This is a genomic window from Anaerobacillus sp. ABR4_321 (genome assembly GCF_056158505.1).
Genome location: NZ_JBSWTK010000001.1, coordinates 1,817,483 through 1,841,851, shown reverse-complemented (window position 1 = coordinate 1,841,851; position 24,369 = coordinate 1,817,483). Strand labels below are relative to the sequence as shown.

Below are 24,369 nucleotides of genomic sequence, written 5' to 3'. Positions count from 1 at the left end.
ATAAAGCAGTAATTTATTTATGACGGTCGAAGAATGCCTCGAGCTCTTCTACCGTATACGTATTTAGTACACTGTCTTTTCTTAACCAACCTCTTCTGCCTGCCGAGACTCCAATTTCCATATGCTCGAGCATGTCCATGTGGTGGGCATCTGTGTTGATCATTATTTTCACATTTTCTTCCTGCGCTTTCCTAAGCCATGATGCAGCTAAATCGAGGCGATTCGGGTTTGCATTCAATTCTAACGCGGTATTTGTTTCTTTAGCTAGTTCAATCAGTCTTTCATGATTAAGTGCATAACCTTTTCTTCTCCCCAATAATCTACCAGAAGGATGGGCGATCAAATCAACATGGTGACTCCTTAATGCGGTCTCGAGCCTTGCCATAATCGTCTCTTCATCCTGAGTAAATGATGAATGAATGGAAGCAATAACAAAATCCATCTCTTCTAATAATTCATCGTCATAATCTAGCGTACCATCAGGAAGGATGTCCATCTCTACACCAGCAAAGATCTTGAAATCGCTCCATTTTTCATTCAATCGGTTGATCTCCGCTCTTTGTTGACGTAACCGTTCTGGTGTTAACCCATTTGCCACTCTAAGATACTGAGAATGGTCTGTTATCGCTATATACGAATAGCCTTTTTCTCTTGCTCTTTCTGCCATTTCCTCAATTGTGTAGGCACCGTCACTCCATGTAGAGTGCATATGAAGATCGCCCTTAATATCGCTCAATGAAACGAGTTCGAACTCTGACTCCTGAGCAGCCTCAATTTCTCCACTATCTTCTCTAATCTCTGGTGGTATATACGACAATCCAAAATGGTTATAAAATTCCGTTTCATCCTTAAACGTTAACACTTCACCTGTTTCAATCGATTCTACGCCGTATTCACTTATTTTCTCGCCCTTATTTTTGGCAATTTGACGCATCTTGACGTTATGGTTTTTCGATCCAGTAAAGTGATGGAGGGTGGATGCGAATTCTTCAGGTTTTACGAGTCTAAAATCAACTGAAACAGAAAACTCGTCATCCATTTCAAGCGTTATCTTCGTATCTCCTTTGACCACTATTTTCGACACACCTTCTAATGAAACAAGCTGTTCTGAAACGTCTGCAGCTTGGGTCGTGGCGATAATGAAATCAAGGTCTTTGATCGTTTCTCGAATTCTTCTTAAGCTTCCCGCTCTAGCAAATCGATCGATTCCCTCTAATGTTTCTAACTGACGTTCTATTTTTTCTGCGATAGGTAACATATATGCGATCGATAACCTCTCGGGTCTCTTGCCAGCTTCATCGATTGCGGCTAAGATCTTTTCTTCACTCTTCTTACCGAAACCAGGCAACTCTTGAATCTTTTCCTCTTTACATGCATCTTCAAGAGTTTTCATATCTACGACGCCCAGCTCATGATAGAGCTTTGCAATCTTCTTACCACCGAGCCCCGGCAGCTTGAGGAGTGGCACTAACCCTGAAGGCACTTCCTTTTTCAACGATTCTAGGGTTTCTGATTCTCCGTTTTCTATGATTTCATTAATAACCGCAGCTGTCCCTTTTCCAATTCCATTTAGCTCTGCAGGATCACTGATTTGGTCCATACTCCGGTCATCCGTTTCAAGTGCACGAGCAGCTTTTCTAAAGGCAGAAATCTTAAATGGGTTTTCACCCTTTAATTCCATATAGACAGCTATTTCTTCTAAGTATTTTATAACGCTCTTTTTATTCATGTTCGATCTCACCCTTCATAAGAATCGTTAACCAAAGGTTTTTTCTCATTTCATTCTATCACAAACAAATAACCCTTCATGCTGAAGGGTTATGCGACGTGTGTGCTCCATAAATCTTTAATTTGCTCTGTTAACACTGGTGTATGCTTCACGATGCTCTCAGCGATCACCGAATCTGAAATTGCTGTTTGTACAGTTTCATTTGGGAAAAGAGCTGCAAGAAAAAGGAAGAGAAATACAACGATATAGACTTCCACAAATCCAAGCAAACCTCCTAGCCAGCCATTAACTGTTTTTAATATTGGAAGTTCAGCCAGGAAGTCCAGCATCGATCCAATAATTTGCATCACGATTTTGGTAGCAAAGAACAAGAGCGCGAAAGCTATTCCACTGTAATATGTAGCTTCCAAATTTATTGCGTCGAACACCATTGCTGAAGCAGACGCTTCGCCGCCTAGTGATGGATAAGGTATCCAGAGCTTAAGATGAGGTGCAAGGTCACGGAAGTATGCATACGCAACGATAAACGATACAATAAAACCAGTTAAGTGGACCACTTGTAGGATCAACCCTCTACGCAAGCCAACTAAAAATCCACTCACTAGTATTATCAAAAGAATTAGATCAACCATCTTACGTTATTCCTCTTCTCTAAGTTTTTTCTTCAAATCTTCAAGTTCCTTTTTAATCATCACATATTCGTTAACTATATTTACTGCAGTCAATACCGCTAGTCGTTTTGTATCGAGATAGGGATTCATGCCCTTTATTTCACGCATCTTCTCATCGACTATAGTAGAGACTTCTTGAATATGTTGATGACTTTTATCGCCAACTATTTTATATTGTTCACCATAGATATCCACTGTAGTGCGAACTTTATCATGACTATCTGTCACCAAATAAGCCTCCTATCATGAGAAAGAATCCTAACTTGTATCATATCACGAAAATAAGTTGTTGAAAAATAAATTGGATAATTCTTGTTGTAGGTACAGTCTGCTATAATAGGTTGCAGTATAGCTAGAAAAGGGAGTTTTTATATGTCACAGGTAGTAATAACTGTATTACCATCCATTATGACGGAAATGAAAAATAAATACAACAGCATGTTAACCGATAAACAACCGCCAGGAAGCGTTTTTGTAGCTAAGTTGCCTTCCTGTACTATTACAGCATACCGATCAGGTAAAGTTCTGTTTCAAGGTGCGGGGGCTGAAACAGAAGCAAAACCATGGCAGTCTGCAGAGGCTCCTTCACCTAAGAAGAAATCAGCTAAGAAAGTCGGTGACCATCAATACGCACCACCCTCTACCATCTCATCGTTATCTGCGATCGGAAGTGATGAAGTTGGCACAGGAGATTTCTTTGGACCGATGACGGTCGTGGCAGCATTTGTAGATAAAAAGCAAATGCCTCTATTAAAAGAATTAGGGGTACGAGACTCAAAAGGAATGAAAGATCCAGAGATTATCGAAATTGCTAAAAATCTGATTAAGACGATTCCATATAGCCTGCTTATTCTCCCTAACGAAAAATACAATGCAATGCAGAGAAAAGGGATGAACCAGGGTAAAATGAAGGCTTTACTACATAATCAAGCCATTCAAAACGTTCAGAAAAAAGTCCCTTCATATGATGCGATTCTCGTCGATCAATTTGCTAAACCAGAAGTATACTTCAATTACTTAAAAGGACAGCCTACGATCGTTAAAGATTCGGTATATTTTGCCACAAAAGCCGAAGAACTTCATCTAGCGGTTGCGGCAGCATCGATCATAGCAAGGTACTCCTTCGTTATGGAAATGAATCGCCTTGGCAAAGAAAACAATGTGGAACTTCCAAAAGGAGCTGGTCCAGTCGTGGATCAGGCAGCAGCGAAATTAATTCAAAAGCACGGTGAAGATGTTCTAAATAAAGTTGCAAAAGTACATTTCGCTAATAGTCAGAAAGCTATAAAGCTAGTTGAAAAGGCAAAGAGATCTAAATAAGACAAAAGAGCTGAAATCTATTTTCAGCTCTTTTTTTATTCTATCTACAGTATCCACAGAGAAGTAATACCCATCTCATTTTACAATATACTGGAAGTAGTGCAAAAAGACTGGAGGAGGATATGATGGGAATTACGTTCATTAAATTAGCAGCTGTGTACCTATTGATCGGTGTTGGGATAGGGATATTTATGGAGATGGCACATGACCATACCCTAGCAGGTTTACATGCGCATGTTAATTTAGTTGGTTGGGCAACAATGGCTGCCTTCGGCTTGATCTACCACCAATTCGATATTTCCAACAACCTTATGGCAAAGCTTCATTTTTGGCTGTTCAACCTATCCCTTCCTTTATTCATGCTAGGTCTTGGTTTCCTGCTCTATGGAAACGATTCTCTAATCCTACTCGTTATGATCGGGAGCTTTGTTTTGTTTCTATCGATCGTCTTTTTTGTAATCAATGTTCTTAAAAACCTTAAAGCATCTTCTACCTGATACTATGAAAAGGGCTGTCGAGAATTACTCGACAGCCCTTGAGTTTCAAAGAGATGAAGTATTTAGCTACGTAACACCGCTCCAAACTGCTCTTCGACAGCTTGTAGTACGCGATCGTGTGCACTCTTCACTTCTTCTTCAGTTAGCGTTTGTTCTGGGTTGTAGTATCTTAATGAGAAGGCAAGCGACTTCTTACCTTCCTCTAAATGCTCACCTTGATACACATCGAATAAATTGATATCGACTAGCTTGCTTCCACCAGCGCCTTGAATAACATTTTTTACTTCGGACGCTTCGAGCATCTCATCAACAACTAATGCAACATCACGTGTTACCGATGGAAAACGAGGAAGTTTCGCGTATTTAAGATGCTCCACGTTTGCAGTTAACATCTTCTCAAGGTTTACTTCAAACACAAACGTTTCTTTCAAATCTAGTTCCTTTTCAACTTCTGGATGAAGTTGACCAAGATAGCCGATTGCCTCACCGTCGAGATGAACAGCTGCCGTTCTTCCAGGATGTAGCTTAGGCTCTTGAGCACGAACAAAAGAAAGACGATCTTGAAGTCCGAGGTCAACCGCTAGTTCTTCCACTACTCCTTTCATTACAAAGAAGTCCGCAGGCTTTTTCTCTTTCTGCCAAGGATGCTCTTGCCATAAACCAGTCATTACCCCCGCAAGATGTTCTTCCTCTTTCGGAAGCTCTGATCCTGATGGTAAGAAGACTGATGCCGTTTCATATAGTGCAATATTCTCAAGCTGGCGATTGATATTATATTGAGCAGCTTCAAGAAGATGTGGTAATAAGCTCGTTCTTAGCTCACTACGCTCCTCACTCATTGGCATAGCTAAACGAATTGCTTCAGGTGATTCGTCTGAGAAGAAAACACGTTTTGCTGGAGATGTTAAGGAATAGGTTACTGCTTGATAAAGTCCAGCTCCTTCAAGCATGCGACGAACACGACGTCTTTTTACTTGATAATCCGTTAACTGTCCAGGTGTGCTTTCTGTAATTGGAAGGGTAGCTGGTACATTGTCATACCCATATAAACGACCAACTTCCTCGATCAAGTCTTCCGTAATCGTAATATCTGGACGACGTGGAGGAACTTGAACGGTAAACATTCCACCGAAATTTTTATAAGAAAATTGCAGGCGATCGAAAATAGCCGCAACTTCTGATTCCGAAATTTCAGTCCCTAATACTTGATTGATTCTAGCTACTTCAACACTTACATCTTTCGCTTCAACGTGACGAGCTCCTTGCTCAGCAACACCTCTTAAAACCGTTCCGCCTGCAAGGTCCTGTATTAGCTGTGCTGCTCGTTCGCTTGCTGGAACAACGCGATTGCGGTCGATGCCTTTTTCAAAACGAGAACTTGAATCACTCCGCAACCCTAGATCTTTTGAAGACTTACGTACGAGCTTGCTATTAAAATAAGCAGCCTCAAGCAAAACAGTCGTAGTATCTCCTTGAACTTCAGAATCAGCTCCGCCCATCACACCTGCAACTGCTACAGGAGTATGACCGTTCGTAATAACGAGATGATCACTCGATAACGTCCGCTCTGTATCATCGAGCGTTACGATTTTCTCTTCTTGTTTCGCACGTCGAATCATGACTTCTTTTGATCCAAAACGGTCATAGTCAAAAGCATGAAGCGGTTGACCATATTCGAGTAATACGAAGTTTGTGATATCCACCACATTGTTGATCGGTCTGATTCCAGCAGAAACAAGTCTGTTTACAAGCCACTGCGGGGAAGGTTGTACGGTAACATCTTTGATGATCGTCGCGCCATAGTATGGAGCGTCCTCTTCATCTTCAATCCGGACTGACACATGATTCTCAGCACTTTCTTCTGAACGAACAAGTTCAGGTGATGGCAGTGAGATCGGACGGTTCAATACTGCGCCTACTTCATACGCTACACCGATCATATTCATTGCGTCTGCACGGTTTGGCGTTAATCCTAGCTCAAGGATCGTGTCGTTAAGGTTTAAGTATTCTAGAGCATCTTCACCTGGTGTTACCTCGTCACTGAATACAAAGATTCCTTCAGCATATTCTTTTTGAACGAGCTTACTTTCTACACCAAGTTCCTGTAGAGAGCAGATCATTCCGTGCGAAGGTTCTCCACGAAGTTTCGCCTTTTTGATTTTGAAGTTTCCTGGGAGAACAGCCCCCACTTTTGCGACAGCAACATACTGATCTTTCGCCACATTTGGTGCACCACAAATAATTTGGACAGGCTCTTCTTCTCCGATATCCACTTTACAAACAGAAAGTTTATCAGCATCAGGATGTGAAGCGCACTCAAGTACATGACCGATCACTACGCCTTTGATCCCTTTGTTCAAACTTTCAACTGTTTCAACTTCAATACCGCCTTTGGTAATCAGTTCAGCTAATTCATCAGCTGAATATCCTTCAATGTCTACATACTGACTTAGCCAATTTAATGATACGAGCATTGTTTCTCCTCCTTACGCTTATATATGATTGAACTGCTTGATAAATCTGCTGTCATTTGTATAGAAGTGACGAATATCATCGATGCCATATTTGAGCATCGCAATTCTTTCAGGCCCCATACCAAAAGCAAAGCCGGTCACTTTCTCAGGGTCAAATCCAGACATACGGAGCACATTTGGATGTACCATTCCGCCACCTAAAATTTCAATCCATCCAGTCCCCTTACAAACTGAACATCCGCTTCCACCACAGTTGAAGCATGAAATATCCATCTCTACAGATGGTTCAGTGAACGGGAAGAAGCTCGGACGCAGACGAATTTCTCTTTCTTCACCAAACATCTTTTTAGCAAAAGCTTGAAGTACCCCTTTAAGGTCACTCATGCGAACGTCTTCCCCGACCATAAGTCCTTCGATTTGCATGAATTGATGAGAGTGAGTCGCATCATCCGTGTCTCGTCGATAAACTTTACCTGGAACGATAATTTTTACCGGTCCTTCTCCGTTTAACTTCTCCATTGTTCTTGCCTGCATCGGTGAAGTATGCGTACGAAGTAACGTTTCTTCTGTCACATAGAAAGAGTCTTGCATGTCACGAGCTGGGTGATCTTTAGGCAAGTTCAACGCTTCAAAGTTATAATAATCTGTTTCCACTTCAGGACCTTCTGCAATAGAGAAGCCCATACCGAGGAAGAGATCCTCAATCTCCTCGATCACTCTCGTTAACGGGTGATGGTTTCCTTTATTGACAGGACGACCTGGTAATGTAATATCGATGGTCTCTTGCTTTAACTTTTCCTCAACAGCTGCTTTTTCCATCACCTGTGTTTTCTCATCAAGTTTTTCAGAGATCGCTGCGCGAATTTCGTTAGCCAGCTGTCCCATCTTCGGACGTTCTTCAGCAGAAAGTTTTCCCATACCTCTTAAAATTTCTGTGATCGGTCCTTTTTTTCCAAGGTATGCTACACGAATATCTTGCAATTCCTTCATTGAAGAAGCAGATTCAATTTGAGACAATGCTTCTTCTTTAAGTGTTTGTAACCGTTCTTCCATCATTTTTACCTCCATTTCAATCTTTGTAAAAAATACCTACTTCAGTTTGTACAACACAATTGTGACAACCTTACTCGTTTAAAAAACAAAAAAATCCTCGCCCCACGGAAAGGGGCGAAGATTTGAGTTCGCGGTACCACCCTAATTCACTGATATGTAACATCAGCCTTGGTAAACGATAACGGTTCATAACCGGTCCGCTTTTGGGTATCAAGCGGCAACTCCAGAGTGAATTCAAAAGCGTTCCTATAGAAATGCTCTCAGTCAAGGCATTTCCTCCCTTAATAGGAAGAGGCAATTTACTACTCTCTATCATTGTTTTTAATATAATGAAGTTCTTTATAATTATAGAAAAAAAACGCTCAGTCTGCAAGCATGATTATGAAGGCATCAACCCGTAAATAAGGATTCCGGCAGCAACAGCTACATTCAATGATTCAGCCCCACCGTAGATTGGAATATACACCTTGTCATGAGCAAGTTCTTGGAGTTCTTTTGAAACGCCGTTCGCTTCATTCCCCATAATCACAGCAAACTGCTCTGGACCCTGTAACTGATGATAAGGAGTTCCACCGCTAACTTCCGTTGCGTAAACCGAAACACCAGCATCCTTTAAGTCTTTCACGGCGTGGCGCAGATCTACTTTTTTTATAGGGATGTGAAAAAGCGATCCTTGAGTAGAACGCAGTACCTTACTGTTATAAAGGTCCACTGTTCCATGACCAAGCAACACACCATCATATCCTGCGCTATGTGCTGTACGAATGATCGTACCTAAATTACCTGGATCTTGAATTGCATCTAAGAGAATAAACTTTCCGGTTTCTGCTAAACTTGATTCAGACATTTTACAAACAGCCAAAATGCCCTGTGGTGTTTCAGTTGCAGTTAATTCTTTCATCACTTTATCAGTAACAGTATAGACGGCTGGTCGATCTTTAAACAGATCAATCTCGAAATCAGTGCTTTCTGAAATTATGATTTCTTGCACGAGCGCATTTGCTCTCGCTGCTTCTTCGATAATATGAGGTCCCTCGATTAGAAACGAAGATGCTTTCTCTCGTCCTTTTTTCGTCTGTAGCTTTTTCCAGTCTTTCACTTTTTGATTTTTCACAGATTCAATAAGCATAGTGCTCTCCTTCATTTTTCAATGATTCCATTATAGACGCAAGATCGAGAAGATTCCAATGCAATTCATGAAATTCCATTCTTTCGTTCATACTAAGATTGCTTGGTATACAAGCGAAAGAGAAAGGTGAGGTGGAAAGCATGGACCTTAACTTAAGAAAAGCCATCCTTGCTAACGTATCTGGTAACAATGAGGATCAGATAGAGGCAACGATTCTCGATGCGATCCAAAGCGGTGAAGAAAAAATGTTACCAGGTCTTGGTGTCCTTTTCGAAGTCCTTTGGAAAGAAGCCCCTGAAGACGAGCGTCAGCAAATGCTCTCTTACATGGCTCAAGGCGTACAATAAGCAAAATCCGGTGGCAAAAGCCACCGGATTTTGTTTAAGAAATAATTAAAAAGAACCAAATACGCTAAATACGATACTCTGTTTTTCTATGACTAGCTGCAGTGACCAGGCTCTCGAGACGCTTCACCTTTACGATTGAACACAAAAAGCGTGTTCATTCGTAAAGCTTCCAGCGCTTGTCGAGCCTAAACGGTCACTTTCGCTTTTCTTTATAAAAAACGTGTTCTTTTGGGATTGCTCCAATGATTCCGTGTCTAAACGCGAAACTCCGCTTTTCTTTTTGTCTAGCTGCACCTCGCAGAAACTACGATATTTCACTCTTTCAACAGAACACAAATAACGTGTTCTGTTGAAAGAGTTCCAATATCTCCGTTTCTAAACGCGAGGTTTCGCTTTTCTTAATTAAACGTAATTGCCTTCACCTTTTCATCATCTAATTTCTTAATGACTTCTACGATGAGGTTTACAGCGTTTTCGAAGTCGTCGCGGTGCAGGATTGCTGCGTGCGTGTGGATGTAGCGTGTTGCGATGGTGATGGAAAGTGCCGGTACACCGTTCGCAGTAAGGTGAATTTTACCAGAGTCCGTTCCGCCACCTGCAATTGCATCGAATTGGTAAGGAATGTTGTTCTCGTCAGCAGTATCGGTTACGAAGTCACGAAGTCCTTTGTGACCAACCATAGAAGCATCATACATGATGATTTGAGGACCTTTACCCATCTTCGATTGAGCATCTTTGTCTGATACCCCAGGTGTATCTCCAGCAATTCCTACATCAACAGCAAAACCGATATCAGGCTTGATCATGTTTGCTGCAGTTGTTGCTCCGCGGAGCCCAACTTCTTCTTGAACTGTTCCAACACCGTATACCGTGTTTGGATGATCTTCTCCTTTTAGTTTACGAAGCACTTCGATTGCAATGGCACAGCCAATGCGGTTGTCCCAAGCTTTTGCCATCAGCATCTTTTCGTTGTTCATCACTGTGAATTCACAAACAGGGACGACAGAATCTCCAGGTTTAACCCCCCACTCCATCGCTTCTTCTTTGCTTGATGCGCCGATATCGATGAACATGTCTTTTTTGTCGATCGATTTCTTACGCTGTTCTGCAGGAAGAATGTGAGGTGGCTTTGAGCCGATAACACCCATGATGTTACCTTTTCTTGTCATAACATTTACGCGCTGTGCAAGCATAACTTGCTCCCACCAGCCTCCAACTGTTTGGAACCATAGGAAACCTTTATCATCGATACGAGTCACCATGAACCCTATCTCATCAAGGTGACCAGCTACCATAATTTTAGGACCTTGCGCACTTCCCTTTTTCATTGCGATCAAGCTGCCGAGGTTATCAGTCATCATCTCGTCAGCAAGTGGCTCAATATGTTTTCTCATAACGTCACGAGGTTCACGTTCGTTACCGGGTACGCCATTCGCATCAGTTAATTCTTTCAGCATCTGCAACGTTTCGTCTAGCTTCGTCATATGTAGTTCCTCCTTATATGTATCCATTCATTGTTCATTATAACGTTTTTAGAAATGTTACACAATTGAGAACGCTTTAGTTCTAATAGCCTTCATTTTGTCTTTGGTGGTTTATTTCGTTTTTCTTCAGGTAAGCATCTTCCATTTCATTAACACTTAAATCGAGTGTAGCCCCAAGCTGTAAATATTTTTCAAACAACTTTTTAAAATACTCCTCGGTTTGATTTTGCCCAAGAGCATCGATCGCATGATATACTTTTTGAAACGCATCTACAGGCGAGCCGCTAGAATCCAGCTGTTCATAATCTGTAATTTCGGAGATGCCAAGTTCAAGACCTAACGATAGTATAAAGTGAATACCGTCTACATATTCCTCTACTATCACATCTCTAGGAGCAGGCGATTTCGTACTCCAATACTTGAAACACCTCGTTTCATTAGCAAGCTCTCCCACTTCTACTTGTAAAGCGAGTAGCTTTCTATGAAACAATAGGTCATTCTGTAGCTGATGTTCTTCTATGATTCGTTCGTCCAATGCTTTTTGAAGTTCAAACAAACGTTTAACGTTCAATCTCATCGTCCTCTCGTTAAATTAATTATTTTTTTGAAACCTTTCTTTATCATAAACGTAAACAGTAGTGAAGCATAGTGAAAACGAGGTGCTGCCAAATGATTATTGTTCTGTTTCGATTAGTTATTCTTGCTGCAATGGTACTTATCGCGTACTCAGTTATCCGTTTTTTAGCCGACCCTAAAAGAAAACTTGAAAAAGCCTACGATCATAAACAATACTATTTTTTAGATGACACGTCGAACGTACGAAAGAATTTTCTCGTCACGTACAAAGGAGCCCTGTTTGAAGGAGAGAAGTACCTTGGTACGACCGATAACTCCTTCGATATCATTACCATTTCTGTGAGCGTTAAGAATGCTTCTGAGTTATATTTGCTAGAGAAAGAAGATTTTTATTTCCTGGAAAAAGAAATGGACTTGCGGTATCCATGTGCTGAAATCGAATGGAAAAGTCCAGTTAAAGAGTTTCTTCGTCATAGAGAAAATTCATAATAAAAGACGACCTTGCCGCGTGGCAAGGTCGTCTTTTTTATCGAACAGGCTGAAAAAATTCATCCCACTTCATGATCCATTCTCGTCTTCTTAATAAGTGAAATAAAATAACCAATCCCATCATGATCAAAACAATCAACATGGGTTCTAACCCTTTGATTGCTGTTCCAAAAAATGAGTACATCAAAGCGAGCGGGATATTTGTAAGAAAAGATGATCGTAAATATTCCTTAAAATTTCTTGAAACTTCGATCAAGCAAAGTGAAATGAAATGAAAGTGCACAAATGGTATTAACCTTAAAATTGCGATTTGTCCAACCGACATGGGCATCCTTTTTTTCATCCATTTTTTCTTTAATGTAGTGACCTTATTAAATAACAAAGGAGAGCGCTTGATCAAAAAATAAAACACAATGCTTACGACCGTAATTCCTATAACGGAATAGATTGTTCCATATACTGCGCCAAACAATACTCCCCCTGCCATACAAATGACACTGACGGGCACAAAGATAAACTGACGTAAGAAGTGCAATACAATAAAATAGAGCGGGGCATAGACTCCACTGTTAGAAACAACTTCGATGAGAGGCAGGACAAGCTCATTCATGATGTTCCCCCCTTCTCCTTTACGTTTATGACATGAGACGAGCAGTTATGTCAAAACCTGCGGTTAGGTGAAAGAATATTTTTTTGGAAATAGGTGGACAATAAGTGAGCATTTCACCAATACGGTATGAGGAGGCTGTTTAAATGGATGAGCTTGTAATAGCCCGTTCACTTTTTGGAATGACGATGGGCGTACATATTATCTATGCCACCTTAGGTGTAGGTCTACCGCTGATGGTTCTTGTAGCTGAGCTGATGTACCAAAAGACCAAAGACAAAGATTACGCTATTATGGCAACACGTTGGACAAAGGGGTTTGCAGTTCTTCTTGGAGTCGCCATTCCGACTGGAACAATTGCAGGGGTCCAACTTTCCCTCCTATGGCCTGGATTCATGGAAGCCGTCGGCCGTGTCATCGCGCTTCCGTTCCAAATTGAAATCTATGCTTTCTTTCTAGAAGCTCTGTTTATGTCAATCTATGTTTACGCTGCTGATCGACTATCTCCTCTTATGAGAATCGTAAGCGTAACGCTAGTTGCTATTGGCGCAAGTGCTTCTGCCATTCTGATTACGAATGTTCATGCTTTCGAAGGCACTCCAGCTGGTTTCGATTTCATAGATGGCAAATTCGTTAATGTAGATCCATGGGAAGCTTTTTTCAACCCTTCGTTCATCGTAACGGCTGGTCATGTTACTGTTTCAGCATTGATGACCGGTGCATTCGTTATCGCTTCAATTGCGGCCTACAAAATGATTCGTCTCAAAGGGAATTCAAGAGAATATAAATTTCACCATAAAGCATTGATGATGGGGTTAGCGATCGGAGGAATCTTCTCGCTATTAACATCGCTCAATGGACATGAATCAGCCCAGCAGCTGCATGCATATCAACCTGAAAAGCTTGCTGCAGCTGAAGGATTATTCGAAACACAAACGCATGCACCGCTAGCAATTGGTGGTTTTACAGATAAAGAGGAACGTGAAGTAAAGTGGGCGATCGAAATACCATGGGCTTTAAGTTATCTAGCAGATGACTCTTTTGAAACTGAAGTTCTTGGACTTGAAGAGTTTCCAGAGGATGAGTGGCCGCCCCTTTTCGTCCATACGTTGTTTAATGCGATGGTAGGAATCGGCTCACTGTTAATCTTCCTTTCAATCGCCGGATTCACTTGGTATAGACTGCTCAAAAAACGAAGCTTCCCACGTTGGCTTATGTGGGCCTTTATCGCAGCTGGTCCCCTGGCCATGACGGCAATTGAATTCGGGTGGATCTTTGCTTGTACAGGGAGACAGCCATGGGTTATTTACCGTGTTATGAAAACAGAAGATGCTGTAACGACCTCTGGCAATATCGGACTCTTATTTGTGCTATTTTTAATCATCTATATCATTCTAATGATTTCTACGGTTCTAGTCTTACGTTATTACTTCAAAAAGAACCCGGTAGCACAAGAGCTAGATCACTAATTAAAAATGAGGTGTTATTGACATGTCAGAGGCACTATATGCCATCACACTAATATGGGGGATTGTTTTTATTTACGCGGTTATGGCAACGATTGACTTCGGGGCAGGCTTTTGGGCAATGGTCTATCTAAACAAGAAAAATACGAAAGCTACCTCCATTGCAAACAGATACTTATCTCCTTCATGGGAAGTAACAAACGTATTTATTGTTGCAATTGTCGTTGCGCTGTTCAGCTTTTTTCCAGGTGCTACGTTCACACTCGGAACGGTTTTACTCATACCAGGAAGCCTCATCATTCTTTTCCTTGCAATACGAAGTGCCTTTCTTGTTTTTTCACACTCGGCAAATGAGCAGTACAAAAAATTCTTAACTCTCGTTTCAGGAATTACAGGCTTTCTCATTCCTGCTCTATTGATAGCAGTATTACCCATCACACAAGGAGGATTTATCACACCATCGGATGGGGCTGGTCGTCTTGATATGATCGCACTCTTTTCTAGTTTTAACGTTTATGCGTTTATGGGTTTCGCCATCTCTAGCACATTGTTTCTATCTTCTCTGTTGTTAGCGGACTACTCAAACGTTGCTGGGGATTCAGAAGCATATGAAATCTATAGAAGAGACGCGATCCTAGTAGGTCCTCTCTCCCTTGCGATGGCTGCTCTCATCGTGCTGACGATCCGGTTTGAAGCGAACTGGCTTTATGAGAACTTATTAGAATTCACCCCTTGGTTAGTAGGATCGATCATCACGTTTTTTATTGGATACATCGCCTTGTTTATTCCTAGAAAAAACGGAAAAGGCATCCCACGTTTGGCAATGGTAAGCGTCGTTATTCAATATCTACTTGCTAGCTATGCGTATGGATCAGCACACTTGCCTTACATTGTCTATCCAGATGTGACGATCGAAACAGGTTTTACAAACCCTGCAACATTTCGTGCGTTAATTATCACCTACATCGTTGCATTCTTCATATTGACTCCTGGTTTTATCTATTTCTGGCGCCTCTTTCTAAAAGATAAACGGTATTTAAAACAGAACGAATCTTGAGTATGTGCTAGTAATGCTTCATTTGATTAAGTAAAAAATTCCTGCAACGCACGCAACGTTTAGAATGACTGCTAGTGGCAGTCCATACTGAAACGAAGCGTGCTTTGTTTTATGTCTGAATTGCTTCATTCCGAGATAACCGCCGATCGCTCCTCCTAGTATGTACGAAGTCCATAATGTTTTCTCAGATATACGCGACTTACGTTTTCTGGCCTTACGTTTATCGACTCCCATCAACAGGTAACTACACACATTTATGCACACGAGGTAAAGCACTATAGCTGTCATCAATTCATTCTCCTTATATAAAAAGCCACCCTCATATCATGAGGGTGGCTTATCTAATTACTTCAAGTTTTCTTTTGCTTTAGATGCAAGTTGTGCGAATGCTTTTTCGTCACTGATAGCAAGCTCAGCAAGCATTTTACGGTTTACTTCGATTCCAGCAGTCTTAAGACCGAACATTAGACGGCTGTAAGAAAGTCCGTTCATGCGAGCAGCAGCGTTGATACGAGTGATCCAAAGCTTACGGAAGTCACGCTTTTTCTGACGACGGTCACGATAAGCGTACATGTTTGATTTCATAACTTGCTGATTAGCAACTTTGAAAAGTAAAGACTTAGATCCGAAATATCCTTTTGCAAGTTTTAACGTTCTTTTACGTCTGCGACGTGTTACGTAGCCACCTTTTACTCTTGGCATACTAAACCCCTCCTAATTGTGTATCAATGTATGATTTTACGATTACTTTTTGTTGTAGATTAGCGCTTTGATACGCTTGAAGTCACCAGCAGACACTAGAGAAGCTTTACGAAGTTTACGCTTCTGCTTTTGAGTCTTATGACCGAACATATGGCTAGTGAAAGCACGGCTGCGCTTAAGTTTACCTGATCCAGTTTTCTTGAAACGCTTTGATGCTCCACTGTGAGATTTCATTTTTGGCATGAGAGAGTTCCTCCTTAAAGAATTACTTTTCGCTGACTGGTGCTAAGATAAGGAACATGCTGCGTCCTTCCATTTTTGGTTTGGACTCAACCGTTGCAATATCTTTGCAATCTTCTGCAAGGCGCTCAAGCACCTTTTTACCGATATCAGAATGCGTGATCATACGACCGCGGAAACGGATCGATGCCTTCACTTTATCGCCTTTATCAAGAAACTTACGAGCATTACGAAGTTTCGTATTGAAGTCATGCTCCTCGATATTCGGGCTCAAGCGAACTTCTTTAACGGTAATAACTTTTTGTTTCTTACGCGCTTCTTTTTCCTTCTTTTGCTGCTCATAGCGAAACTTTCCGTAGTCCATAATACGACATACTGGAGGTTTTGCATTTGGAGCAACCATAACCAGGTCAAGATTTGCGTTTCGAGCCATATCTAATGCCTCATTTTTTGATTTCACACCAATTTGGTTTCCGTCTGCACCAACGAGACGTACTTCCCGGGCACGAATGCCCTCATTGACGTTCATGTCTCTACTAATAATCAGCCACCTCCATGGTTAATTGTTCGATGTGATCATCTAACAAGATGTCCTTAAATTATTTATCCGGTTCAAAGCATTAAAAAAAGCGTCGGCGCATACGACACCCACACATTCTCTACATAGTACATAAACAATGATACCTGCAAACTGCCATAACGGCGTCAATCAGGTGAGAAGCGGGCGCTTCTGCTTGCTTTGTTTCCGATATTTAATTTACCTAAGACAGTATACCATGCTGTTTCAAACTATGTCAAGGCGACATGAAAGAATTCATTTGAAGCGCACTTGATTATCATATCTGATTTTCCTGACGCTGACAAGTGTTTTTTATAAAATTGTTGAGCAATTACTCAATCGCCTTTTCGATCTTAACATAAAAAGCTGGCATAAGACATCTGTTGAAAAGATCTTAAGAACTATCCGCTAATGTGATAGTGGTGATTTACGCTCCAGGATGCTCGCTTTCCGCGGGGCGGGCGGTGAGCTTCCTCGTCGCTTACGCTCCTGTGGGATCTTCACCTGTCCCGCGTGTCCCGCAGGAGTCGAGCATCCCTCCGCTCCAATCCGCGTTATACAAAGGTTTAATCAAAGAATAAACCACCCAAAGTGATGGCAAGAAAGTTTAACTTTGACTGTATTCTAGTAGGAGGGCATACTTCTTGCCTCCCATGGTCCAACAGGGAGTTTGGCCACGGGAAGGAGGTATTCATGCTCCTACGGTGTAGAAACCATAAGAATCTAGGTTTCCCAACAAACTGAAAAAGCCGGCATTTAGCCGGCTTCTCATTACTTTTTATTCTTGATTTCATTTTCAATGTTAGCAGTAAAGTCACTAAGAGCAACTGTCTCAGAATCTTGCTGACCATAGCGGCGCACGTTGACTGCGTCCCCTTCAACTTCCTTATCACCTACAACTAGCATGTAAGGAATCTTTTGCATCTGAGCTTCGCGAATCTTGTAACCGATCTTCTCATTTCGCTCATCCACTTCCACGCGAATGCCTTCACGTTGAAGCTTCTCTTGAACTTTCTTCGCATAATCAAGATGAACTTCAGAAACCGGAATGATTTCTGCCTGTACAGGTGCTAACCAAGTAGGGAATGCTCCTTTGTATTCTTCAATTAAGAATGCAACAAAGCGTTCCATAGTGGAAACGACACCACGGTGAATAACAACTGGGCGGTGCTGGCCACCATCTTCACCGATATAAGATAGGTCAAAGCGCTCAGGAAGATGGAAGTCAAGCTGAACAGTCGATAATGTTTCATCTTTACCAAGGGCAGTTTTCACCTGCACATCTAGCTTCGGACCGTAGAATGCAGCTTCGCCTTCTGCTTCTACATATTCTACATCAAGGTCATCCATTGCTTCTTTCAGCATCGCCTGTGCTTTATCCCACATCTCATCATTATCAACGTATTTCTTCTTATCTTCTGGATCTCGATAAGATAGACGGAAATAGTAGTCATTGATCTGGAAGTCTTCGTAAACTTCTTGTACGAGCTTAACGACGCGGATGAATTCTTCCTTAATTTGATCCGGGCGGCAGAAGATATGTGCATCATTCAATGTCATCGAGCGTACACGTTGAAGACCCGCAAGTGCTCCAGACATTTCATAACGATGCATTGTACCAAGTTCAGCCACACGATAAGGTAAGCCACGGTAGCTCTTCAAATCGTTTTTGTAAATCATCATGTGGTGAGGGCAGTTCATCGGACGAAGAACTAGCTCCTCAGTTTCATCCATTTTCATCGCTGGGTACATATCTTCTTGATAATGATCCCAGTGTCCACTTGTTTTATACAGTTCAACGTTGGCAAGGTGTGGTGTATAAACGTGGTTGTACCCTAAGCGCTCTTCTAGGTCTACGATGTATCTTTCAATTGTACGACGAATTGTAGCACCCCTAGGAAGCCAGATCGGAAGACCTTGTCCTACTTCTTGAGAAATTGTAAAGAGCTTCAATTCTTTTCCTAGTTTACGGTGATCACGCTCTTTCGCTTCTTCTAACAACTGTAGGTATTCTTCAACCTGTGATTGTTTTGGAAAAGCTGTACCATAGATACGCTGAAGCATCTGGTTATCACTATCGCCTCTCCAATAAGCTCCTGCAATCGAAAGCAACTTAAAGGCTTTGATCTTACTAGTTGAAGGTACGTGTGGTCCACGGCAAAGATCAAAGAACTCACCTTGCTCATAGATCGTAACGTCCTCATCAGCAGGAATAGCCTCTAATAGCTCAAGCTTCAGGTCATCTCCGATTTCTTCATACATCTTTTTAGCTTCGTCACGAGAGACTACCTTACGTTTCACTTCAAGGTTTTCGTTGACGATCTTCTTCATTTCCTTTTCAATCTTCGGAAGATCTTCTGGTGTAATGGAAACAGGACAATCGATATCGTAATAAAAACCGCTGTCAATAACAGGACCTACACCAAGTTTTACATCTTTAAAAAGACGTTTGATCGCTTGTGCCATTAAATGAGCTGTACTGTGGCGAAGAACTTCTAACCCATCTTCACTTTCTGGAGTGACGATTTCAATCGCTCCATCTTCCTCAATTTCGCGTCGTAAATCAATTGTTTCACCGTTTAGTTTACCTGCCACGGCTTTCTTTTTTAGACCCGGACTAATTGAGCTTGCAATTTCTTCTGTTGTCGTACCTTTATTAAACTCCTTAACAGAACCATCAGGAAATGTAATATTTACTAATTCAGTCATGTTCCTCACTCCTTTTTTTATGCATATAAAAAACACCCATCCCAAAAGGGACGAGTGTTGATCTCGTGGTTCCACCCTGCTTCCCGCTAAGATATCATCCTAGGCGGCTCAGACTGCTGTAACGTAGCACAAACGCCGCACTATTTCCTGAGCGGTGTTCAAAGGTGGTAAGTATACTTCTCACACTAGGATGATCGCACCATTTCATCCCTCTCTGAAAGCTGACAAAGCATCTCATATCCTTATCATAACGATTCTCAATATACGTTTATGTAGGTATTATAAGTAGTTGACTACATAAAATCAAGCCTATTTCTAATGATTTCCCGAAAAAAATATTTTAGACATGTGAAATGGGAAAAAGCGTAATCGCTCTTGAAAAACATTACGAATCGTCTGAGTCAGTCCCTCTTCGATATCATCTGTAAATACATTTATTTCTTCGGGTGCTAAATATAAAAGCGGTAACAAAATATCCGGGTCGATTTCATCAGTTGTTAATTCATTCGGAAGCTCTTCAAAATACATGTCCATTGAATCAACAACAAGCTTGACCCCCTTCTCATCTACAAGGTGATACTCCCCATCGAAAAGAAGGTTCACCTCCTTCTGTTTCGGATTCCTAAGCTGCAGCAGCTGCCTAAGTGCTTCAATGAAGTTCTGATACTCTTGCTCGAGTTTGTATTCATCAATTGCTTCAGCAACTAAAGCAGAGAGAAGCTTTTGATAGGGTCTCGTCCTAAAAACAAGAAATGAGTCAAACGAAATCGTACCTCCTTGCTCGATACAACCAAATGCTGCATCTCGAAGAATAGTAAACCTCTCACGATATCCCTCAGTTCTTGGGACGTCGATGCGATCCCCATCGCCTATGCTTCTTGCTAAACCGCAGATCTCATCAATTTCCTCACGATCTTTAAAATAATAGCTAGTCCTTAAAATATTTTGCATCCATACCTTTTCATAGGTGGTCTTAACACAGTGGGCGAGGCAATCGGCAATTTCAAAACACGTTCTTGAATCGTATGGCTCAATCGGTATGGAAAGAACCATTTCTGCTTCATTTTCAAGTGTCTCTTTCCCTCTCAGGCATAGAGCTGCATGTACAACGTCATAGTCTGCTTTGTTTTTGAACGTAAGTGAAACCAACTTTTCCCCCTCCTGTCCACCTTCTTATTAGCATCTATATGGCCGAACTACAGGAAAGATGAATGAAACAATAAAAAAGCCACCCACAACTAGTGGATGGCTTCAACGCAAGAAGAGATCGTGCCTTATTTCCGCCTGTTCTTCCCTTCAAGAAAGATGGGCGTCGTATAATGTTTGATTCGTTCCATAATTCGTTTTGCTTTCGTTAACTCGACCCCTGCTTTATTTGAATAAGCAAGGTGTTCTTCAAGCAAATCATAATCAAGGTTTGAAGAATAAAGTGTAGGGAGTCCCTCCGTCATCCGGTATTGAAGCAGTGTTCCTAAAATATCATCACGAACCCATGTAGAGATATTCTCTGCCCCAATATCATCCAAAATAAGAAGAGGGGTCTCTTTTAGGAAGTTTAGTTTTTCATCGATCGACTGATCTTGAATCGCACTCTTCATTTGTCTAAAGAAGTCAGGTGTATAGATGAACTGAGATTGAACCCCTTTTTCTTTTGCAAGCTGATTCGCAATCGCACCGAGGAGAAAAGTCTTCCCGACCCCAAAGCCGCCATGTACGTACAGTCCCTTAGACGTTTCACCAGGGACAAAATCTTCAACGTATTGATCAGCAGCTTGAAACGCTTCGATTCTGCCCCCGTCATCATCGATATCAGCAAAAGATGCGTTCAGGATTTCTTTAGGAATGTAATAGCTTTTTACCATCTCATTGCGTTTCTTATTATCTTCTTCTTGAATCCTAGTAGGGCATCGGTTGTATCGAATATCGATCACGGTTCTATTGATAAATAGCTCAGGTTCATACCCGTCCATCATGTTGACACAATTAGATAGTCCGTCGCACCCTTCACAGCCCTTCGTTTGCGTTGTGTATTCGTATAGTCTGGCGAGACTTCGGTCGATCATTTTTTCATCGACTTCTTCGTTCTCTGCACAAAATGCACGAATATGTGGATCAGACAAAATTGCTTTTTTCATTTCCTTATATTTCTGTTGAAATTTATTATTTGCAGGCATTTTATTAAAAGATTCTTGAATGGATTCCATCTATTTTCACCCGCTCTCATTACTTATATTAGTCTTTTTTATATTTGCTTAGAAACTTTTGCAGCTGCTTTTGCTTTTCAGCGCGTTCGTCCTCAGACATTTCCGGTTCTTTTGGATTCGAAATCCATTCCGGTACTTTGTCTTTCCTTGCTGAAGTCTTGTTACGGTTAGAAGTTTTATTCGCTTTCTTAGGTGATGGTTGTTCTAATTCTTTAATCGCCAAGTCCATCGCTTCTCTCACTGTCTTCACATTCGCTCTAGCCCAATGACTTGCAAACTTCTCTACGTAGTTTTTCGATAGCTTCTTATCCTGCGTTTCTAGAATAAAGTCTAACAGTACGTTCATCACACCAGGAGTTAAATTCTGCTCGTCCATAATTCGTTCAACCATTCGCATATCTGCTTGTGAAGGCTTACCACCTCCAGCAGCCCTTTGCAAGATGTCATATGGTGTCATCTGTTCGTATCGTTGGGCAGCTTTTTCTTCCTGGGTTGATGGCTCTTTCTTATGAAATTCTTGTAATTCCTCAGGCTGCTTTCTCAGTTGAAGCGCAGGAACTTTCCCTTTGTTTTCTAATGCAAACCAGCTGCTAACCTCTTTACGCAGTAAATCTTCAGTCAACATATCATGATGAATAGCAGCTTGTTCAACAATTCGAGCCATCTCATATGGCTCGATTTTATACACGAAAGCTAAACGCTCGATCGTCTGTTTAACAGACTTATTAAGCATTTGATTTGATACAATCATATCAGAAATATGCTGCTTCATCACTTCAAAATCAAAACGGGGAGAACTGAACACAAGCCCTTTGTTTTCACTTCTGCCAACCGCTGGAACCTGTGGCTCATCATTTTCATCAGCCATAACCATTTCGGAAGGATGTAAGGAATCATAGACATCATTGAACGAAGCAGTAACGTTTTCGTATTTATCTCTATCGATCAACTTACTTGAGAAATGTTTTTTCAGTTCATTGTATCGGTTTCTGCCTAGTCTATTAAATAAGTAAATATTTAAAACACCATCATTGAAAAAGCGCTCTGGCGTTAGAGGTGGATGTAATTCATACGCAAAATGTCTCGGATCCTGGTCCGTTTTCAAATACGTATTCAATAGACCGATTCCTTCTAATTTCTTTCTTTCTTCTAAAACCTTCTTCAAATCCCACCTCAGCATAACCTTTAGGCTGTGATGCGTCATTGATCCATGATCTTGATGTTCATACATACTCCACAACGTCATATACAAACTATATGCCTCTGCACCGATTAAGGGCTGATATAAGAGAGTTAGGATCTTTCTATCATACTCATGAAGAAGGCCAGCAGCCTCCACTCGAAGGGTATCAACAGGTAGTAGTTCTTTCCAATGCATATGCTTCACCTTTATCTTCTATCTTATTATTGTACTTCACTACTAAATTTAGTCTTTATTAGGTCGTCTTAACGTACAAAAAAAGAGCTTAATCTAAGCTCTCTTTCTTTACTCCGCTCTGTTTATCAACTCTTTTAGTTCTTTAATGAATACATTGATATCTTTGAATTGACGATAAACTGAAGCAAACCTTACATAGGCAACTTCATCCACTCTGGCAAGTTGATCCATTACAAGCTCACCGATAACATCACTGCTAATCTCAGAAGCTCCCTGATTACGTAAGTCACGTTCAATTTCATTTACAACTTTTTCAAGAGTTTCTAGAGGAACAGGTCTTTTTTCACACGCTTTTATTAATCCTCGAAGAATTTTATCTCTGCTAAATTCCTCTCTTGTTCCTTCTTTTTTCACAACGATAAGCGGAATTTCTTCTACCGTTTCGAACGTTGTAAAACGGTATGTACAGGATTCACATTCACGGCGTCTCCGAATAGACCTGCCATCGTGAACAGGTCTTGAATCCAGTACTCGTGTTCCATTTATATTACAGTTGGGACAACGCATCAGATCATCTCCACCAAACGCACAAGATTTCTATATCTTATTTTAGCATAAATTAAAGAAGTGCACTAATCCTATTAAGAATTTGAATATCCTGTTCCTAAAAATGTGAGTTGCTTTTGTAGAGCTTGATATGCTGTCTCGATAACGCGTTTACTATAGCCGAAATCAACAGGCAATGGCGTCTCTGTCGATACAGAGAAATCTATTGCCGTTCTGTAAGGTCTTACGGACACGACAGTTACAACGATAAGAGCTTTCTTTCCACCATTTATTTGGAACACAAATTCTCCTCGATCGAGAGAATCTGTTACGATTTCTCCTTTAAAGTGTTTCAGAAGTACTTCCTTAGCTGCTTTATAACCTTGTTCCTTCGTTGTTTTAAAGTAATGTGTTTTTAATGCTTCATTCGGGTGATTTTCCCCTGTTTCTGCTCTATTCGTAAAAAAATCTTTTATCCCCACCGTGTTCCTCCTTTATTTTTTTTTAGAATAGCAAGAAACGGTAAAGAAATCAATTCACTAAGCAATGTGTGCATAAGAAAAAGGAGTGCATTCGCACTCCTTGATTTTTTCGTATAGTTTATGAAGTAAACGCTGATTCCTGTTCTCTAAGTCTAGGTTTAACTGGGCCCATTCCACGAGGTAATTCAATGTTTTCTCTCGTATCAGCACCAAGCGCATCTGCAATATGGTTCGCAGCAACATTTGGATCAAGATCGCCACAGGTATACACATCGATACTTGCATAACCGTGCTCAGGAAAACTGTGAATCGTCAAATGTGATTCAGAAATAATGACAACTCCACTCACACCTTGAGGTGCAAACTTGTGAAATGCAACTTCTCTAACTTCAGCTCCAGACTTAAGTGCCGCTTCTACAAACGTTTCTTCGATTAGTTTCATATCGTTAAGCTTATCTACGTCACAGCCCCATAACTCAGCAATAACGTGTCGTCCAATTGTTTCCATTTAAATATCCCCCTTTAATTTTTACTCATGCGGTTAGCATGCGGTATTGAAAATCCACCACGGGGGAAAGTTAGTCCGATGAGGTCCTAACCCTTTAAGTAGTTTTCAACGCCAAATTGCTATAAAAGAAGTTCACGAAAAA

26 protein-coding genes and 2 other annotated features are annotated in these 24,369 nt (G+C 41.1%); of the genes, 6 read left to right on the top strand and 20 right to left on the bottom strand.

Features of this window, described 5'->3' with window-relative positions; all coding sequences use genetic code 11:
* Positions 1-13: 13 nt before the first annotated feature.
* From polX to zapA, 3 genes are all read right to left on the bottom strand, one after another.
* Complete coding sequence (polX, locus tag ACXADT_RS09465) at positions 14-1,729, bottom strand: DNA polymerase/3'-5' exonuclease PolX (RefSeq protein WP_474834393.1); 1,716 nt, start codon at positions 1,727-1,729, stop codon at positions 14-16.
* Positions 1,730-1,818: 89 nt separating this feature from the next.
* Positions 1,819-2,361, bottom strand: coding sequence for a CvpA family protein (locus ACXADT_RS09460; protein WP_270179523.1), 543 nt, complete (start codon positions 2,359-2,361; stop codon positions 1,819-1,821).
* Positions 2,362-2,367: 6 nt separating this feature from the next.
* Positions 2,368-2,628 (bottom strand): cell division protein ZapA, encoded by a 261-nt coding sequence (zapA, locus tag ACXADT_RS09455; RefSeq protein ID WP_270179524.1) that lies wholly within the window; start codon positions 2,626-2,628, stop codon positions 2,368-2,370.
* Between the two features lie 144 nt (positions 2,629-2,772).
* Here zapA and rnhC point away from each other — a divergent pair, with 144 nt between their 5' ends.
* Both rnhC and ACXADT_RS09445 read left to right on the top strand, forming a co-directional pair.
* Positions 2,773-3,720 carry a ribonuclease HIII gene (gene rnhC / locus ACXADT_RS09450; protein WP_474834391.1) on the top strand — a complete coding sequence of 316 codons (948 nt, stop codon included), beginning with the start codon at positions 2,773-2,775 and terminating at the stop codon, positions 3,718-3,720.
* 125 nt (positions 3,721-3,845) lie between these two features.
* Positions 3,846-4,217, top strand: a complete 372-nt coding sequence (locus ACXADT_RS09445) for a cytochrome-c oxidase (RefSeq protein ID WP_474810881.1) — start codon at positions 3,846-3,848, stop codon at positions 4,215-4,217.
* Between the two features lie 62 nt (positions 4,218-4,279).
* On the opposite strand, the gene pheT is transcribed toward ACXADT_RS09445, so the two are convergent.
* From pheT to ACXADT_RS09430, 3 genes are all read right to left on the bottom strand, one after another.
* A complete protein-coding gene (pheT, locus tag ACXADT_RS09440) occupies positions 4,280-6,691 on the bottom strand; it encodes a phenylalanine--tRNA ligase subunit beta (RefSeq protein WP_474834389.1) in 2,412 nt (803 codons plus the stop codon).
* An 18-nt stretch (positions 6,692-6,709) separates the two neighbouring features.
* Positions 6,710-7,744 (bottom strand): phenylalanine--tRNA ligase subunit alpha, encoded by a 1,035-nt coding sequence (pheS, locus tag ACXADT_RS09435; RefSeq protein ID WP_270179528.1) that lies wholly within the window; start codon positions 7,742-7,744, stop codon positions 6,710-6,712.
* Between the two features lie 107 nt (positions 7,745-7,851).
* Positions 7,852-8,069 (bottom strand) — a binding site (T-box leader).
* 54 nt (positions 8,070-8,123) lie between these two features.
* Positions 8,124-8,873, bottom strand: coding sequence for a TrmH family RNA methyltransferase (locus tag ACXADT_RS09430; protein WP_474834387.1), 750 nt, complete (start codon positions 8,871-8,873; stop codon positions 8,124-8,126).
* Positions 8,874-9,013: 140 nt separating this feature from the next.
* Here ACXADT_RS09430 and sspI point away from each other — a divergent pair, with 140 nt between their 5' ends.
* Complete coding sequence (gene sspI / locus ACXADT_RS09425; RefSeq protein ID WP_270179530.1) at positions 9,014-9,220, top strand: small acid-soluble spore protein SspI; 207 nt, start codon at positions 9,014-9,016, stop codon at positions 9,218-9,220.
* 398 nt (positions 9,221-9,618) lie between these two features.
* Here the strand turns inward: sspI and ACXADT_RS09420 are convergent, their stop codons facing one another.
* Complete coding sequence (locus ACXADT_RS09420) at positions 9,619-10,704, bottom strand: M42 family metallopeptidase (RefSeq protein ID WP_474834385.1); 1,086 nt, start codon at positions 10,702-10,704, stop codon at positions 9,619-9,621.
* An 82-nt stretch (positions 10,705-10,786) separates the two neighbouring features.
* Positions 10,787-11,281 (bottom strand): dUTP diphosphatase, encoded by a 495-nt coding sequence (locus ACXADT_RS09415; protein WP_474834383.1) that lies wholly within the window; start codon positions 11,279-11,281, stop codon positions 10,787-10,789.
* A gap of 92 nt (positions 11,282-11,373) precedes the next feature.
* On the opposite strand from ACXADT_RS09415, the gene ACXADT_RS09410 reads away from it, so the two are divergent.
* Positions 11,374-11,769 (top strand): sigma-w pathway protein ysdB, encoded by a 396-nt coding sequence (locus ACXADT_RS09410; RefSeq protein ID WP_270179533.1) that lies wholly within the window; start codon positions 11,374-11,376, stop codon positions 11,767-11,769.
* A 37-nt stretch (positions 11,770-11,806) separates the two neighbouring features.
* On the opposite strand, the gene ACXADT_RS09405 is transcribed toward ACXADT_RS09410, so the two are convergent.
* A complete protein-coding gene (locus ACXADT_RS09405) occupies positions 11,807-12,379 on the bottom strand; it encodes a TVP38/TMEM64 family protein (RefSeq protein WP_270179534.1) in 573 nt (190 codons plus the stop codon).
* Between the two features lie 143 nt (positions 12,380-12,522).
* On the opposite strand from ACXADT_RS09405, the gene ACXADT_RS09400 reads away from it, so the two are divergent.
* Positions 12,523-13,845: a cytochrome ubiquinol oxidase subunit I gene (locus ACXADT_RS09400; RefSeq protein ID WP_474834380.1), complete on the top strand. Its 1,323-nt coding sequence runs from the start codon at positions 12,523-12,525 to the stop codon at positions 13,843-13,845.
* 16 nt (positions 13,846-13,861) lie between these two features.
* The gene (locus ACXADT_RS09395) at positions 13,862-14,899 is read left to right on the top strand and encodes a cytochrome d ubiquinol oxidase subunit II (RefSeq protein WP_270180602.1); all 1,038 of its coding nucleotides are present in this window, start codon (positions 13,862-13,864) and stop codon (positions 14,897-14,899) included.
* An 18-nt stretch (positions 14,900-14,917) separates the two neighbouring features.
* Here the strand turns inward: ACXADT_RS09395 and ACXADT_RS09390 are convergent, their stop codons facing one another.
* The 11 genes from ACXADT_RS09390 to speD form a co-directional block, all read right to left on the bottom strand.
* The gene (locus ACXADT_RS09390) at positions 14,918-15,187 is read right to left on the bottom strand and encodes a DUF1294 domain-containing protein (protein ID WP_270179536.1); all 270 of its coding nucleotides are present in this window, start codon (positions 15,185-15,187) and stop codon (positions 14,918-14,920) included.
* Positions 15,188-15,244: 57 nt separating this feature from the next.
* Positions 15,245-15,601: a 50S ribosomal protein L20 gene (gene rplT / locus ACXADT_RS09385; protein ID WP_270179537.1), complete on the bottom strand. Its 357-nt coding sequence runs from the start codon at positions 15,599-15,601 to the stop codon at positions 15,245-15,247.
* A 42-nt stretch (positions 15,602-15,643) separates the two neighbouring features.
* Positions 15,644-15,844, bottom strand: a complete 201-nt coding sequence (gene rpmI, locus ACXADT_RS09380) for a 50S ribosomal protein L35 (RefSeq protein WP_224878695.1) — start codon at positions 15,842-15,844, stop codon at positions 15,644-15,646.
* A gap of 22 nt (positions 15,845-15,866) precedes the next feature.
* Entirely contained in the window at positions 15,867-16,370 is a 504-nt protein-coding gene (gene infC / locus ACXADT_RS09375) for a translation initiation factor IF-3 (RefSeq protein WP_270179538.1), read from the bottom strand.
* Between the two features lie 88 nt (positions 16,371-16,458).
* Positions 16,459-16,583: a sequence feature (ribosomal protein L20 leader region), on the bottom strand.
* A 588-nt stretch (positions 16,584-17,171) separates the two neighbouring features.
* Complete coding sequence (thrS, locus tag ACXADT_RS09370) at positions 17,172-19,109, bottom strand: threonine--tRNA ligase (protein ID WP_474834378.1); 1,938 nt, start codon at positions 19,107-19,109, stop codon at positions 17,172-17,174.
* A 315-nt stretch (positions 19,110-19,424) separates the two neighbouring features.
* Entirely contained in the window at positions 19,425-20,258 is an 834-nt protein-coding gene (gene ytxC, locus ACXADT_RS09365; RefSeq protein WP_474834376.1) for a sporulation protein YtxC, read from the bottom strand.
* 125 nt (positions 20,259-20,383) lie between these two features.
* Complete coding sequence (gene dnaI / locus ACXADT_RS09360) at positions 20,384-21,313, bottom strand: primosomal protein DnaI (protein WP_270179541.1); 930 nt, start codon at positions 21,311-21,313, stop codon at positions 20,384-20,386.
* Positions 21,314-21,341: 28 nt separating this feature from the next.
* The gene (locus ACXADT_RS09355) at positions 21,342-22,691 is read right to left on the bottom strand and encodes a replication initiation and membrane attachment family protein (protein WP_474834374.1); all 1,350 of its coding nucleotides are present in this window, start codon (positions 22,689-22,691) and stop codon (positions 21,342-21,344) included.
* 108 nt (positions 22,692-22,799) lie between these two features.
* Positions 22,800-23,258 (bottom strand): transcriptional regulator NrdR, encoded by a 459-nt coding sequence (gene nrdR / locus ACXADT_RS09350; RefSeq protein WP_270179543.1) that lies wholly within the window; start codon positions 23,256-23,258, stop codon positions 22,800-22,802.
* A 74-nt stretch (positions 23,259-23,332) separates the two neighbouring features.
* Positions 23,333-23,719 carry a cytosolic protein gene (locus tag ACXADT_RS09345; RefSeq protein ID WP_474834372.1) on the bottom strand — a complete coding sequence of 129 codons (387 nt, stop codon included), beginning with the start codon at positions 23,717-23,719 and terminating at the stop codon, positions 23,333-23,335.
* Positions 23,720-23,837: 118 nt separating this feature from the next.
* Complete coding sequence (gene speD / locus ACXADT_RS09340; protein ID WP_270179545.1) at positions 23,838-24,227, bottom strand: adenosylmethionine decarboxylase; 390 nt, start codon at positions 24,225-24,227, stop codon at positions 23,838-23,840.
* Between the last annotated feature and the right edge of the window lie 142 nt (positions 24,228-24,369).

Excerpts from the sequence above, each read along its gene's own strand:
- ACXADT_RS09415 (WP_474834383.1), bottom strand. The coding sequence starts at position 11,281 with ATGAGATTGAACGTTAAACGTTTGTTTGAACTTCAAAAAGCATTGGAC.
- ACXADT_RS09460 (WP_270179523.1), bottom strand. The coding sequence starts at position 2,361 with ATGGTTGATCTAATTCTTTTGATAATACTAGTGAGTGGATTTTTAGTT.
- infC (WP_270179538.1), bottom strand. The coding sequence starts at position 16,370 with ATGAACGTCAATGAGGGCATTCGTGCCCGGGAAGTACGTCTCGTTGGT.
- rnhC (WP_474834391.1), top strand. The coding sequence starts at position 2,773 with ATGTCACAGGTAGTAATAACTGTATTACCATCCATTATGACGGAAATG.
- ACXADT_RS09420 (WP_474834385.1), bottom strand. The coding sequence starts at position 10,704 with ATGACGAAGCTAGACGAAACGTTGCAGATGCTGAAAGAATTAACTGAT.
- polX (WP_474834393.1), bottom strand. The coding sequence starts at position 1,729 with ATGAATAAAAAGAGCGTTATAAAATACTTAGAAGAAATAGCTGTCTAT.
- dnaI (WP_270179541.1), bottom strand. The coding sequence starts at position 21,313 with ATGGAATCCATTCAAGAATCTTTTAATAAAATGCCTGCAAATAATAAA.
- ACXADT_RS09405 (WP_270179534.1), bottom strand. The coding sequence starts at position 12,379 with ATGAATGAGCTTGTCCTGCCTCTCATCGAAGTTGTTTCTAACAGTGGA.
- ACXADT_RS09430 (WP_474834387.1), bottom strand. The coding sequence starts at position 8,873 with ATGCTTATTGAATCTGTGAAAAATCAAAAAGTGAAAGACTGGAAAAAG.
- nrdR (WP_270179543.1), bottom strand. The coding sequence starts at position 23,258 with ATGCGTTGTCCCAACTGTAATATAAATGGAACACGAGTACTGGATTCA.
- ACXADT_RS09400 (WP_474834380.1), top strand. The coding sequence starts at position 12,523 with ATGGATGAGCTTGTAATAGCCCGTTCACTTTTTGGAATGACGATGGGC.
- rpmI (WP_224878695.1), bottom strand. The coding sequence starts at position 15,844 with ATGCCAAAAATGAAATCTCACAGTGGAGCATCAAAGCGTTTCAAGAAA.
- pheT (WP_474834389.1), bottom strand. The coding sequence starts at position 6,691 with ATGCTCGTATCATTAAATTGGCTAAGTCAGTATGTAGACATTGAAGGA.
- ACXADT_RS09390 (WP_270179536.1), bottom strand. The coding sequence starts at position 15,187 with ATGACAGCTATAGTGCTTTACCTCGTGTGCATAAATGTGTGTAGTTAC.
- sspI (WP_270179530.1), top strand. The coding sequence starts at position 9,014 with ATGGACCTTAACTTAAGAAAAGCCATCCTTGCTAACGTATCTGGTAAC.
- ACXADT_RS09355 (WP_474834374.1), bottom strand. The coding sequence starts at position 22,691 with ATGCATTGGAAAGAACTACTACCTGTTGATACCCTTCGAGTGGAGGCT.
- pheS (WP_270179528.1), bottom strand. The coding sequence starts at position 7,744 with ATGGAAGAACGGTTACAAACACTTAAAGAAGAAGCATTGTCTCAAATT.
- ACXADT_RS09410 (WP_270179533.1), top strand. The coding sequence starts at position 11,374 with ATGATTATTGTTCTGTTTCGATTAGTTATTCTTGCTGCAATGGTACTT.
- speD (WP_270179545.1), bottom strand. The coding sequence starts at position 24,227 with ATGGAAACAATTGGACGACACGTTATTGCTGAGTTATGGGGCTGTGAC.
- thrS (WP_474834378.1), bottom strand. The coding sequence starts at position 19,109 with ATGACTGAATTAGTAAATATTACATTTCCTGATGGTTCTGTTAAGGAG.
- rplT (WP_270179537.1), bottom strand. The coding sequence starts at position 15,601 with ATGCCAAGAGTAAAAGGTGGCTACGTAACACGTCGCAGACGTAAAAGA.
- ACXADT_RS09445 (WP_474810881.1), top strand. The coding sequence starts at position 3,846 with ATGGGAATTACGTTCATTAAATTAGCAGCTGTGTACCTATTGATCGGT.